This is a genomic window from Rhodococcus sp. NBC_00294 (genome assembly GCF_036163995.1).
GTDB lineage: Bacteria > Actinomycetota > Actinomycetes > Mycobacteriales > Mycobacteriaceae > Rhodococcoides.
Genome location: NZ_CP108043.1, coordinates 1127359 through 1139231 on the forward strand (window position 1 = coordinate 1127359; position 11873 = coordinate 1139231).

At 68.8% G+C, this 11873-nt stretch carries 15 protein-coding genes; 11 read left to right on the forward strand and 4 right to left on the reverse strand.

Annotated elements, in window-relative coordinates:
• Positions 1–372, forward strand: coding sequence for an SdpI family protein (locus tag OHB23_RS05340; protein ID WP_155957045.1), 372 nt, complete (start codon positions 1–3; stop codon positions 370–372).
• A gap of 51 nt (positions 373–423) precedes the next feature.
• Here the strand turns inward: OHB23_RS05340 and OHB23_RS05345 are convergent, their stop codons facing one another.
• From OHB23_RS05345 to OHB23_RS05355, 3 genes are read right to left on the reverse strand one after another with little or no spacing between them, the layout of a single operon-like run.
• Positions 424–855 carry a hypothetical protein gene (locus tag OHB23_RS05345; protein ID WP_027506090.1) on the reverse strand — a complete coding sequence of 144 codons (432 nt, stop codon included), beginning with the start codon at positions 853–855 and terminating at the stop codon, positions 424–426.
• A complete protein-coding gene (locus OHB23_RS05350; RefSeq protein ID WP_027506091.1) occupies positions 848–1228 on the reverse strand; it encodes a hypothetical protein in 381 nt (126 codons plus the stop codon). Before OHB23_RS05350 ends, OHB23_RS05345 begins: the two co-directional genes overlap by 8 nt.
• 12 nt (positions 1229–1240) lie before the next feature.
• The gene (locus OHB23_RS05355) at positions 1241–2137 is read right to left on the reverse strand and encodes a DUF3626 domain-containing protein (RefSeq protein ID WP_328811033.1); all 897 of its coding nucleotides are present in this window, start codon (positions 2135–2137) and stop codon (positions 1241–1243) included.
• Positions 2138–2307: 170 nt separating this feature from the next.
• On the opposite strand from OHB23_RS05355, the gene OHB23_RS05360 reads away from it, so the two are divergent.
• From OHB23_RS05360 to OHB23_RS05395, 8 genes are read left to right on the forward strand one after another with little or no spacing between them, the layout of a single operon-like run.
• Positions 2308–2832: an MSMEG_0572/Sll0783 family nitrogen starvation response protein gene (locus OHB23_RS05360; protein WP_027506093.1), complete on the forward strand. Its 525-nt coding sequence runs from the start codon at positions 2308–2310 to the stop codon at positions 2830–2832.
• A 12-nt stretch (positions 2833–2844) separates the two neighbouring features.
• Positions 2845–3918, forward strand: a complete 1074-nt coding sequence (locus OHB23_RS05365) for an MSMEG_0568 family radical SAM protein (RefSeq protein ID WP_056441066.1) — start codon at positions 2845–2847, stop codon at positions 3916–3918.
• A gap of 1 nt (position 3919) precedes the next feature.
• Complete coding sequence (locus OHB23_RS05370; RefSeq protein WP_328811034.1) at positions 3920–5317, forward strand: MSMEG_0567/sll0787 family protein; 1398 nt, start codon at positions 3920–3922, stop codon at positions 5315–5317.
• Complete coding sequence (locus tag OHB23_RS05375; RefSeq protein WP_037185976.1) at positions 5314–6222, forward strand: carbon-nitrogen hydrolase family protein; 909 nt, start codon at positions 5314–5316, stop codon at positions 6220–6222. The genes OHB23_RS05370 and OHB23_RS05375 overlap by 4 nt, the downstream gene beginning before the upstream one ends.
• On the forward strand, positions 6215–6499 hold the full coding sequence (locus tag OHB23_RS05380; RefSeq protein ID WP_056441075.1) for an MSMEG_0570 family nitrogen starvation response protein: 285 nt from the start codon (positions 6215–6217) through the stop codon (positions 6497–6499). Before OHB23_RS05375 ends, OHB23_RS05380 begins: the two co-directional genes overlap by 8 nt.
• Positions 6496–7749, forward strand: coding sequence for an MSMEG_0569 family flavin-dependent oxidoreductase (locus OHB23_RS05385; RefSeq protein WP_037185980.1), 1254 nt, complete (start codon positions 6496–6498; stop codon positions 7747–7749). Before OHB23_RS05380 ends, OHB23_RS05385 begins: the two co-directional genes overlap by 4 nt.
• Before the next feature lie 7 nt (positions 7750–7756).
• Positions 7757–8620 carry a carbon-nitrogen hydrolase family protein gene (locus tag OHB23_RS05390; RefSeq protein ID WP_056441078.1) on the forward strand — a complete coding sequence of 288 codons (864 nt, stop codon included), beginning with the start codon at positions 7757–7759 and terminating at the stop codon, positions 8618–8620.
• Positions 8602–9705 (forward strand): MSMEG_0565 family glycosyltransferase, encoded by a 1104-nt coding sequence (locus OHB23_RS05395; protein ID WP_027506097.1) that lies wholly within the window; start codon positions 8602–8604, stop codon positions 9703–9705. The genes OHB23_RS05390 and OHB23_RS05395 overlap by 19 nt, the downstream gene beginning before the upstream one ends.
• Here OHB23_RS05395 and OHB23_RS05400 read toward each other — a convergent pair whose 3' ends face one another.
• Positions 9706–9855, reverse strand: a complete 150-nt coding sequence (locus tag OHB23_RS05400) for a hypothetical protein (RefSeq protein WP_155957046.1) — start codon at positions 9853–9855, stop codon at positions 9706–9708.
• Between the two features lie 199 nt (positions 9856–10054).
• Here OHB23_RS05400 and OHB23_RS05405 point away from each other — a divergent pair, with 199 nt between their 5' ends.
• Both OHB23_RS05405 and OHB23_RS05410 read left to right on the forward strand, forming a co-directional pair.
• A complete protein-coding gene (locus OHB23_RS05405) occupies positions 10055–11470 on the forward strand; it encodes a sugar porter family MFS transporter (RefSeq protein WP_328811035.1) in 1416 nt (471 codons plus the stop codon).
• Positions 11471–11507: 37 nt separating this feature from the next.
• Positions 11508–11864: a universal stress protein gene (locus tag OHB23_RS05410; RefSeq protein WP_027506099.1), complete on the forward strand. Its 357-nt coding sequence runs from the start codon at positions 11508–11510 to the stop codon at positions 11862–11864.
• The last annotated feature ends 9 nt before the right edge of the window (positions 11865–11873 follow it).

An 11873-nucleotide genomic window follows, 5' to 3' on the forward strand; every position in this document is an offset into this window, starting at 1 on the left:
GTGGAACCTGCTCCGGTGCTGTCACTTCTCGTCGGGGTGGTTCTCCTCGGGTCCCTGTCGCTCGTGATGCGGACGCCGGGCACGAACGTGGACGTGAATTCGGCCGTGGGATTGCGCACGAAGGCGACGACGGCGTCCCGCGATGCCTGGCGAGCCGGTCATCGAGCTGCCGCGGCGCACTTTCTCGCCGTCGGTGTCATCGCTGTCGTGGTCGTCGTTCTGACGAGCACGCTCTGGCTGATCGCGTCGATCACCGAGGCCGACATCGGGCCCGCGGTGGTTTCGGTTCCCGCCGCAGGTCTCGCGGTGCAAGCTGTGATCCTGGTGGCCGCCACCGTGCGTGCGGATCGGGTGGCCAGACGTCACGCGTGATTCCGTACCCACTGCGAGGAGGCTCGTTCGTGTGGCCGCAGCGTGGACGAATCAGCCCTTCCCCGCCCTACCGGTGTCCGTCCGGCGCAGCCACCACAGCGCCGCGATCGGCAGGATCACCGGGATGAACAGGTAGCCCGATCCGAAGTGCGACCATACCGTGGGCTCCGGGAACTCCTGCGGCACGGCGTAACTGGCGATCGAGACGGCGAGCACACCGACTATCTCGACGACGCAGGAGATGGTCGCGATGCGGCGCGACACCACGGAGGCTCGTGCGAGACACACGGTGCCGACGATGTAGACCAGGGCGGCGAACGCGGACAGCAGGTACGCGACAGGTGCGTCGTCGAACCGGGTCCCGATCTGCACCGCCGAGCGCGACGCGGCGGCGACGGAGAACAGGGCGTAGAGGGCGATGAGGACGCGCCCGATGCCGGACCGGGTGGCCGTCTGCAGGTCCGTGCGTGCGGTGTCAGGCATGGCCGGCCCAGATCTGGTTCAGACGCAGCACCATCACCGCGAGGGTGAGGGTGACGACGATCAGGACGGCGGTGCCGCCGCGACTGCGGTCCCCGAGAGACCACCACACACCGATGGGCAGCAGCAGTGCGAGACCGATGAGGTACGCGCCGAAGGTGACGGTGTGCACATCGCGGTCGGTGGTGGCCAGGGCGACGAAACCGACCACGGCCTGCGCGAGCACGAGCAGCTCGATGCCGACGAGGAACCGGAAGAACACGCGGTCTCCGCGGTTCGCGAGGAGCAGCGCCTGATTGCGGATCAGCTTCACCAGTGCCCAGACCGCGGCGACGAGTGGCAGCACGTAGAGGGCGACCGTGATGGGTGTGAGCATGGTGAGCCCAGTTTATCCCCGTCCGATTCGTCCCTCGGCAGGTGAGGTTGCGGCCCCCGGACGGTCGGACCAGTCGTGTCCGAAGCGCGCGACGCAGTGCCAGAGCTGTTTGACGTGCTGATCGTCGTGCTCACCGGTGTTCGCGGCCTGACCGACGATGTACGCGGTGAGACGCCCGTCTCTCGCCACGGACCGTGCGAGGTCGGCGATGTGTGGTCCGCGGTAGTCGGCGCAGTGATCGAACCGACTCGATGTCAGCTCGAACCCGTGGTGCCACCGCACCGGAACGGGTGCCCGGCGTGCGATCGCGTCCAGCTCGGTCCCGCGGAACGACGGGTCGAGAACGAGTGCCTCGACATCGGTGTCGAGTCGTAGCGGTCCGTGGACATGGGCCTCGATGTAGTCGTCGAGCACGTCGACGTCGTGGTGGGAGAGTGCCGTCTCGACGAGTGGCATGCGCTCACCAGTGCCGAAGGCTGTCGGCTCGTGGACGGAATCGGGGTAGCAGAAGGTCGTCCCGGGGAGCACGTCTCCGCGGAGCACCAGGTGGGAGGAGCCGAAGCGCACCGATCCGCCCGCGGGCTCCAGGCGGTGATTCAGCGAGCCGTAGATCGGGCGCTCCGATGCCGGGCCGTGGTCGTACGCCCCACCGAACATCCGGGACTCCCATGCGTGGCGACGACCGCCGGGCGCAGGATCGAACCCGCCGTTGCTCGTGCCGGTGACGAACTGCGATCGGTACAGGTTCTCCTCGATCAGCACCTCGAGCAATGGTCGGCCGGCCACGAGCCGATCGGGATGGAAGTGCACGGTCACTCTCGTCGCCGGCGGCACGGGTGGGCCTGCCTCGACTCGCGACGCGACGTGCGCGAGTGCGAGGAGGCGCCGGGCACCCGAGGCGTCGACCACACTCCGACGGTAACGCGGCGGTGTGTCGCCGGGGTTACGCGAGTGAGCAGGACGAAACAGGGCGTTGTTCCGCGGGTGACCATCCGGACATCGAGCGGGCCTGTACTGGTGTCAGCGGGACGGACGTCTCCGCACCCGAGTACTCGCTCACTCATCTTCCGGAGGTTCCCGTGGCCGCGTTCGATCAGACCATCCTCGACAACATGTCCGCCTCACTCGCCGAGATCCCGCACCCGTCACTCCCCAAGGGCAGCAACATCTACGGCGGAACCAAGATCTTCCCGGACTACAAGGCGGAGGACGGCGAGTCGTACTTCACCCTCGTGCACGGCATCGCCCACGAGTCGTCGGTGAGCTTCGTCGCCGTGCTGCAGGCGACGCGCGCTCTGCGCAAGGGCTACGAGTCGGCGATGTACTTCTACGGTCCCGGTGCCATCAACTGCCTGGCGACCCGCGGCTTCCCCACCACCGGAGACTCCGGTTTCCCCGGCGAGCAGAACATCAACGACGCTCTCGCGACGTTCATCTCGGAGGGCGGCACCGTGTTCTGTTGCCGATTCGGGCTCGCGCTGCACGGCGGCCGCGAGGAAGACCTCATCGAGGGCGTCGTGCCCGCGCACCCGCTGGACGTGCAGGACGCGTTGATCCACTACGCCCGCAAGGGCGCGATCATCAACTCCACGTACATGGTCTGAGGTGAGACGGCGATGTCCGACGTTCGACTGAAGACCAGGAACCACCGGGTCGATCTGGCCCTGCTCGGCATCCGTGGGACCCCACCGGTGCGCCGCACCGCGGGTGCGGGACCGAGCGACGACGGCCACGTGAGCATCGACGGACTCGGTGCAGCGCTGCCCCGCAATCCGTCGAGCCCCTACGTCCTGGACGGCGATCGGGTGCTGTTCGACGGGGACGACATCGGACTGGACATCGCCGCCATCGCCCGGCCGGCCTTCTACGACCTCACCACCGACGACGGTGTGCCCTACGAGAAGCTCGCCAAGCTCCACGGCAAGGGGGTGCTGGCCACGACCGTGGTCCAGACCTGCATTCGCTACGACGAGTCGCAACGGTGTCGGTTCTGCTCCATCGAGGAGTCGTTGCGCAGCGGCGCCACCGTGGCGGTGAAGAAGCCCGCCGATCTCGCCGCCGTGGCCGAGGCGGCGGTGCGACTCGACGGCATCACCCAGATGGTCATGACGACCGGGACCTCGGCGGGCCGAGATCGCGGGGCGTTGCACCTGGCACGCTGCGTCCGCGCGGTGCGCGCCGTGCTCCCCGACCTGCCGATCCAGGTGCAGTGCGAACCGCCCGGTGATCTCGCGACCCTCACCGAGTTGTACGACGCCGGCGCACGGTCCATCGGTATCCACGTCGAGTCCCTGGACGAGGACGTGCGGCGCCGCTGGATGCCGGGCAAGGCGTCGGTCTCGCTCGACGAGTACCGCGCGGCATGGGCGGAGGCGGTGCGTGTCTTCGGACGCAACCAGGTGTCGACGTATCTGCTGGTCGGGCTCGGCGAGGACCCGGACGAGGTGGTTCGCGGCGCCACCGAGCTGATCGCGATGGGGGTCTATCCCTTCGTCGTCCCGTTCCGGCCACACCCGGGGACCCTCGCGGTGGACGTCGACGGGGCCGGGGCGCCGTCCGCCGAGCTGTTGACGGACGTGAGCACTCGGGTGGCCGCGGCACTGGTGGACGCGGAGATGCTGGGGACCGACCAGAAGGCCGGGTGCGCAGCGTGTGGTGCGTGCAGCGTCCTGCAGACGATGGGTGGCTGACATGAGCACCGAACTGTCGATCCTCACCGGGGCACCCACCGTCGGCGCTGCCCCGTTCCTCGTCCGGCCGGCCGAGTCGGCGGCCGATCTCGCCGCCTATCACCGTCTTCGACGCGAGTCGTTCGTCGTCGAGCAGGGCTTGTTCTCGGGTACCGACCGGGACGGCGTCGACGACGATCCGCGCGCGGTCGTCCTTCTCGCGACCGCCCCCGACGGCACCGTCCTCGGCGGGGTCCGGGTGGCTCCCTGCACGGACGTCGACCTGGGATGGTGGTCGGGCAGCCGCCTCGTCGTCGCGCGGGAGAAGCGTAGTCGCGCAGTGGGACCCGCTCTGATCCGAGCCGCCTGCGCTCATGTGGAGACGGCCGGGGTGGTGCGGTTCGACGCCACCGTGCAGTCTCGCCACGTCCCGATGTTCACGGCGCTCGGGTGGACCGCCACCGGCCCCACCGTGCTGGCCGGCGCCCCGCACGAGACGATGCGCTGGACCATCGACACGGTGGCACGTCTCGTCCGGTCGACCAAGGCCGTGCTCGCAACTGTGCTGGCGCCCCTGGCCACTGCGCCAATGGGTTTGGGGGCGAGTGGTTTCCGAGGCGACGACGGAGTGCCGGTGCCCGGCTCCGACATCATCGCCGCGTGCGACGCCATCGTGCCGTCCATGGTCGAGCGCGACCCGGAGTGGGCCGGATGGTGTGCCGCCCTGGTGAATCTGAACGATCTGTCCGCCATGGGTGCGACCCCGGTGGGCATGCTGGACGCCGTCGGCGCTCCGACGACGTCGCTCCTCACCCGCGTGATCCGGGGCCTCGCCCGCGCCGGTGACGCGTGGGGGGTTCCCGTGCTCGGCGGCCACACCCAGGTGGGTGTGCCGGCGGCGCTGTCGGTCACGGCACTCGGACGGACGTCGTCGCCGGTGCGTGCGGGCGGCGGTGAGGTCGGTGACGAGCTGAGTCTCACCGCCGACCTCGGGGGCGGCTGGCGACCCGGTTACCACGGCCTGCAGTGGGATTCGACCTCCGCACGCTCCGGGTCGGACCTCCGCGAGATGGGCTCGTTCGTGGCCCGGGCAGCTCCTCGTGCGGCGAAGGACGTCAGCATGGCGGGGCTCGCGGGCACCGTCGGCATGCTGGCCGAGGCATCAGGTACGGGCGCCGAGATCGACGTCGCCCGCATACCCCGACCCGGCGGTGCCGACCTCGGCCGATGGATCACGTGCTTCCCCGGGTTCGCGATGATCACCGCGGACCGCCCCGGACGTCGGCTCCCGCCGGCCGGTCCGGCGACATCGGCCGCTTGCGGCCGCCTCACCTCGGAGCCGGGAGTCACCTTGCGGTGGCCCGACGGCGCCACCACCTCGGCGGTCTCCGCCGCAGTCACAGGATTGGGACCAGCATGAACGACGTAACTCTCTCGGTGGCGTCCGAGCGCTTCGGCCGCGACATGGACGAGTCGTACGCCACCATCGAGCGCACCATCGCGGAAGCACGGCGACGCGGCAGCGCGCTGCTGGTCCTGCCGGAGGCGTGCCTCGGGGGCTACCTCCCGAGTCTGGGAGGCGGAGACGAGTCGGAGGAGAAGCGCCGCACCCGGCTGCAGAACCTGCCGCCGGCCCTCGAGCTGGACGGTCCGGAGATCGCGCGAGTGTCGGCGATGGCCGGGGACATGGTGGTGACCTTCGGGTTCTGTGAGGCGGACGGTCTCACGCGGTACAACGCCGCGGTGACGGTGCACGGTGACGGGGTGCTGGGCTCGTACCGCAAGGTGCACCAGCCGCTGGGCGAGAACCTCTGCTACTCGGCGGGTTCCGAGTACCGCGCCTTCGACACCCCGGTCGGCCGGATGGGCATGCAGATCTGTTACGACAAGGCGTTCCCCGAGGCGGCGCGGGAGATCGCACTCGACGGCGCCGAGATCATCACCTCGCTGTCGGCATGGCCGACCTCGCGAACGGGTCGTGCTCCGAACATGGCCGACGATAGATGGAAGCTGCGCTTCGACATCTACGACCAGGCGCGAGCACTGGAGAACCAGGTCGTGTGGATCGCGTCCAATCAGGCGGGGTCCTTCGGGTCGCTGGACTTCGTGTGCAGCGCCAAGATCGTCGGTCCGGGAGGGGAGATCCTCGCCGGCACGGGCGTCGAACCCGGCCTGGCGACAGCGACTCTCGATGTGCAGAAGGCGATCGCGGCGGCTCGCGGAGGTGGCATGTACAACCTGCGGGACCGCCGTCCGTCCGTGTACGGGACCCTCGTCGACGGCGACAGCATGTCACGGGTGGACCGGGTGATGAGCCGTGCCTGAGATGACCTTCACCGTCCAGTGGCCCAACGGGTGCCGCCAACAGTGCTACTCACCGTCACTCGTCGTCCGTGACCATCTCACGGTCGGGACGCGCTACGAGATCGCCGACTTCGTGCAGCGCAGTCGACTCGCGCTCACCGAGGCCAGTGACCGGGTGCGGGCCAAGTACGGCTTCGCGTGTACCTCGGCAGCGGCGACTCTGCGCGAGATCGAGACCACCGCAGCGGCGTTCGACCGCGGCACCGTGCACGTGCTCGACCTGGGAGGAGCGCGATGACCGAGCATCACACCGTGATCGTGATCGGCGCGGGCCAGGCGGGGCTGTCCATGAGCTGGCACCTGACCCGACGCGGTGTCGACCATGTCGTCCTCGAACGGGACACCATCGCCCACGAGTGGCTGGACGGGCGGTGGGACAACTTCACCCTGGTGACACCGAACTGGCAGTGCGTCCTGCCCGGGTACGCCTACGACGGCGACGATCCCGACGGATTCATGACCCGAGACCTGGTGTACGACTTCGTGCGGCGCTACGCCGACTCGTTCGGCGCTCCGGTCCGCGAACACGTCGCGGTGCTGTCGGTGCAGCAGGCACCCGGCGGCGGCCACGTCGTGTCGACCTCCGCCGGGTCGATGACCGCGGATCAGGTCGTGGTGGCCGTCGGTGGCTACCACGTCCCGTCGATTCCACGCCTCGCCGAGCGAGTGCCGGAGACGATCACGCAGATCCACTCGTCGGGGTACCGCAGCGCGGCGGCGCTTCCTCCGGGTGGGGTCCTGGTGGTCGGTACCGGGCAGTCCGGCGCGCAGATCGCCGAGGATCTGCACCTCGAGGGCAGGCAGGTGCACCTCGTCGCGGGGTCCGCGCCTCGTGTCGCCCGCTTCTACCGCGGACGGGACTGCGTCGCGTGGCTGCAGGACATGGGGGTGTACGACGTGTCGATCTCCGAACACGCCGGCGGACTCTCCAAGCGGGAGAGCACGAACCACTACGTGACCGGGCGGGACGGCGGACGCGACATCGACCTGCGTGCCTTCGCGCTGGACGGGATGCGGCTGTACGGGCGGTTGACCGACGTCGGTTCGGACGGTGTCCTGCGTTTCGCGCCGACTCTCGAGCAGTCACTCGACGCGGCGGACGCGGTGTCGGAGGGCATCAAGAACGACATCGACGCCTACATCACCAGGGCGGGACTCGACGCTCCCGTCGAGGAGCGATACACACCGGTCTGGCGGCCCGAGTCGGAACCCACCGAGCTCGATCTCGAGGCGGCGGGCGTCACGTCCGTCGTGTGGGCCGTCGGCTTCCGCCGGGACTACCGCTGGCTGAAGGTCGGGGTGTTCGACGGTGAGGGCCACCCGGCTCACACCCGCGGTGTGACCGCGGCGGAGGGCCTGTACTTCCTGGGTCTGCCATGGCAGAACACCTGGGGCTCGGGCCGATTCGCGGCGGTGGCACGGGATGCGGAGTACCTCGCGGAGCAGATGTCCCCGGCGGTCGGCGCCCGCGTGCCCGCGGCGGTCTGACCGCGAGATGGCGCCGATCCGGGCGGCGGCGCTCGCGGGACACTTCGGCCGTGACGTCGAGCGGTCCGTCGAGAAGATCGTGGGCATCATCGAGCAGGGCCATCAGCGGGGCATCGACCTGTTGGTCCTGCCCGACGCCTGCCTCGGCGGTTACCTCGGTGATCTCGCGCGGCCCGATCTCGAGGAGCTGCCGCCGGCGCTCGACGAGGACGGACCCGAGCTCGCGGTGATCGCTGCTGCGGCCGGTGCGATGACCGTGTGCGTGGGCTACACCGAGAGGGCGGCCCTGGTCCGTTACAACGCCGCCGTGTGCCTCACGGGCGACGGTGTGTTGGGTCGTCATCGAAAGGTGCACCAACCGGCGGGGGAGTCGTTGGCCTATGCGGCGGGAGATCGGTTCTCGGCGTTCGACACGCCGGTGGGCAGGATGGGCATGCTGATCGATTACGACAAGACATTCCCCGAGGCGGCGCGCACCTTGGCTCTGGACGGTGCGCGCATCATCGCTGCGCTGTCGGCGTGGCCGGCCAGTGTGACGGACAGGGCGTCGAAGTTGGCCAACGACAGACAGTCTCGCCTGTTCGACCTCTACGACGCCGCCCGGGCAGCCGAGAATCAGGTGGTGCTGCTGTCGTCCAATCACACGGGGGTGACGGGATCTCTGCGCTTCCTCGGGCAGGCGAAGATCGTCGGTCCCGGCGGCGAGGTCCTGTGCCGGACGCGAGACAAGGGTGGCCTGGCGTGCTGCGACATCGACGTGGACGCGGAGGTGGACCGGGCCCGTCGGGTGCTGCGTCACCTCGACGAACGACGACCGGACACCTACCACTCACAGGCATCGAAGGAGACCACGTGCGTGTCGCCCTCCTGACCTACTCGACGAAACCGCGAGGGGGAGTGGTCCACACCGTCGAACTGGCGGAAGCACTGGCGCGCGCGGGAGCGGACGTGACGGTGTGGTCCCTGGCGCGCGGCGGCGACGAGGGCTTCTACCGTGCGATCGATCCCGCGGTGACGGTTCGTCTCGTTCCGTTCCCGGCGCGCGAGGACGAGTCGGTGGGGGATCGCATCCTGCGGTCGATAGCACTGATGCGCAGTGCATTCGACCCGGGTGACGCCGACGTCGTGCATGCCCAGGACTGCATCACCGCGAACGCCGTCGGACGCTGTGTCCGCACGATCCACCACCTCGAGGAGTTCACGACACCGGAACTCGCCGCCTGCCACGAGCGCGCGGTCGTCGAGCCCCTCGCCCGCATCTGTGTCTCGCGCGCCGTGGCCGACGAGGTGCGTGCGGGATGGGGGCTGTCGCCGACGGTCATCCCCAACGGGGTCGACCATGCTCGGTTCGCGGCGGCACGCGGCGACGAGTGGCGCACCCGTCTCGGCCGATACGTCCTCGCGGTCGGTGGCATCGAGCCGCGCAAGGGGAGCATCGACCTGCTCGAGGCCCACGCCGCGCTTCGAGAGCGGTGTCCGGACGTGGGTCTGGTGTTCGCCGGCGGTGAGACGTTGTTCGACTACCGGGGGTACCGGGCGGAGTTCGACACCCGACTCGCGGAACTGGCGGGCAGGCCGGAGGCCGGTCGGTCGACAGGCGACGAGGGGCCCGTACCGCGGGTGCTCGGCACCGTCGACCACGACGTGCTCCCGTCTCTCGTCGCGGGCGCGTCGGCATTCGCGTTCCTCTCCACCAAGGAAGGCTTCGGGCTGGCCGCGATGGAGGCTCTCGCCGCCTCGGTTCCCGTCGTGGTGCGGGATCTCCCCGTGTTCCGCGAGGTGTTCGGGGACGCGGTGCGCTACGGCGGCGACGCGGAGGGGACGGCTGCCGCACTCGAGGACGCTCTGACGTCGGACGACCGTGCCGCTGCCGGGCGCGCACTGGCTGCCCGCACGAGTTGGGACGACGCCGCGGCCGCTCATCTCGCGTTCTACGCAGGGCTCGCGCATCGCTGATCAGCGCAGGGGCGATGTGCCCGCGTCGTCGGGTCCGTCGTCGGGGAGGTGTCCCGGCGACGTGGTGTCGACCGTCGCGTCGAAGAACAACTGGACGAACGACAACGGAGCCGCGCGTTGCTCGCTGTCCCGCTCGGGCTCGTCGGACATGGTGGCACTCCCTTCTCGACGTGGATCGCCGGACCAATCATCTCAGATTCTGAATAGTTGAACAACTGAGAGATATACCGGTGTCGAGGGGAAAATGATGTGATCCACTTCTCAGGGCGTGGAAACTATGTTAAGACATACAGACATGGTTCGAACGTCGCTGGGCGGCTCGGACCCGCCACGCCGACGATGGGATGTCATGTCTTCGCAAGTCAGCACCACGGGAAGTGCACTACCGCCGGACGCACCCGGTCCCCACTCGCGTCGCCTCGGCGTCATCGCCGTGGTGGCGACCTTCGGTGGCCTGCTGTTCGGATACGACACGGGCGTCATCAACGGTGCGCTGGAGCCGCTGAAGGAGGACCTGTCGCTCACGGCCTTCACCGAGGGCTTCGTCGTCAGCATCCTCATCTTCGGGGCGGCCATCGGCGCACTGGTCGGGGGTCGACTGTCGGACAAGTACGGCCGTCGGCACAACATCCTGATGCTGGCCGGCATCTTCGTCCTCGGCACTCTGGGCTGCGTTCTCGCCCCGTCGTGGGAGGTGCTGGCGGTGTTCCGCTTCATCCTCGGCCTCGCGGTCGGCGGAGCGTCCGCGACCGTGCCGGTGTACCTCTCGGAGGTCTCACCGTTCGAGCGCCGCGGTTCCCTGGTGACGCGCAACGAGGTCATGATCGTCAGCGGCCAGTTCGCGGCCTTCGTGATCAACGCCCTCATCTTCAACATCTGGGGCGAGCACGACTCCGTCTGGCGCTACATGCTGCTGGTCGCCGTGTTGCCCGCGTTCGCACTGTTCTTCGGCATGCTGCGGATGCCCGAGAGTCCGCGCTGGCTCGTCTCGCAGGGCCGGGACGACGACGCCCTGGCGGTGCTGAAGCAGGTGCGGTCCCCCGAACGTGCGGAGGCCGAGATGGCCGAGGTGCACGCGCTGGCCGAGGAGGAGAAGCTCTCGCAGACCGGCGGCGCGGCCGACCTGTCGGTGCGGTGGATCCGACGGGTGATCTACATCGGTGTGGGACTCGGTGTGTTCCAACAGTTCACGGGCATCAACTCGGTGATGTACTACGGCACCCAGCTCCTCGGCGACGCCGGATTCTCGAGCAGCTCCGCCATCATCGCGAACACGCTCAACGGCCTCTTCAGCGTCCTCGGCATCACGGTCGGCCTGCTCATCATGAATCGGATCGATCGCCGAACGATGCTGATCGCGGGCTTCTCACTGACGACGCTCTTCCATCTCCTGGTCGGACTGTCCGCACTGCTGCTGCCGGACGGCACCGCCAAGGCATACTTCATCCTCGTCTTCGTCGTGCTCTTCGTCTTCTGCATGCAGGGCACGATCGGGCCGCTGGTCTGGCTGATGCTCGCAGAGATCTTCCCGCTCAAGATTCGCAGCTTCGCCATCGGTGTCTGCGTGTTCATGCTGTGGATCGCCAATGCTGCCGTCGCACTGGCCTTCCCGCCGGTGGTCGACGCGCTCGGCATCGCGCCGACGTTCTTCATCTTCGTCGGACTGGGCATACTGGCCCTGGTCTTCATCATCACGCAGGTGCCGGAGACCCGCGGTCAGAGCCTGGAGGAACTCGAGGCCCGGTTCCGCCGCGAGTACTCCTGACACGATCACCCCACTTCGAGAAGGACGGCGAGACATCATGGCAGTACTGGTGGCAGTGACCGACAGCGACGAGGGCCGACACGCACTGTCGGAGGCGGTGTCGGAGGCGCGCATGCTCGAGACCGACGTGATCGCGGTGAACCTGACCCTCGGCGCGCTCGACACGAGCGACGTGGGCGGTGACGTGGCGGTGCGAGTGATCGACCGGGCGGGGCGCGAGGACCGCGACCCGGTGATCGCGGTGATCGACGAGATCGAGGCGCACCCGGAGGTGACGCGACTCGTGATCGGGATCAAGAAGCGCAGTCGGGTGGGAAAGGCATTGCTGGGCAGCGTCAGTCAGCGTCTGCTGATGACGTCACCGGTGCCGGTGCTCACCGTTCGACCCAGCTGAGCCGAACGG

Excerpts from the sequence above, each read along its gene's own strand:
- OHB23_RS05345 (WP_027506090.1), bottom strand. The coding sequence starts at position 855 with ATGCCTGACACCGCACGCACGGACCTGCAGACGGCCACCCGGTCCGGC.
- OHB23_RS05350 (WP_027506091.1), bottom strand. The coding sequence starts at position 1,228 with ATGCTCACACCCATCACGGTCGCCCTCTACGTGCTGCCACTCGTCGCC.
- OHB23_RS05365 (WP_056441066.1), top strand. The coding sequence starts at position 2,845 with ATGTCCGACGTTCGACTGAAGACCAGGAACCACCGGGTCGATCTGGCC.
- OHB23_RS05370 (WP_328811034.1), top strand. The coding sequence starts at position 3,920 with ATGAGCACCGAACTGTCGATCCTCACCGGGGCACCCACCGTCGGCGCT.
- OHB23_RS05375 (WP_037185976.1), top strand. The coding sequence starts at position 5,314 with ATGAACGACGTAACTCTCTCGGTGGCGTCCGAGCGCTTCGGCCGCGAC.
- OHB23_RS05385 (WP_037185980.1), top strand. The coding sequence starts at position 6,496 with ATGACCGAGCATCACACCGTGATCGTGATCGGCGCGGGCCAGGCGGGG.
- OHB23_RS05390 (WP_056441078.1), top strand. The coding sequence starts at position 7,757 with ATGGCGCCGATCCGGGCGGCGGCGCTCGCGGGACACTTCGGCCGTGAC.
- OHB23_RS05400 (WP_155957046.1), bottom strand. The coding sequence starts at position 9,855 with ATGTCCGACGAGCCCGAGCGGGACAGCGAGCAACGCGCGGCTCCGTTG.
- OHB23_RS05405 (WP_328811035.1), top strand. The coding sequence starts at position 10,055 with ATGTCTTCGCAAGTCAGCACCACGGGAAGTGCACTACCGCCGGACGCA.
- OHB23_RS05410 (WP_027506099.1), top strand. The coding sequence starts at position 11,508 with ATGGCAGTACTGGTGGCAGTGACCGACAGCGACGAGGGCCGACACGCA.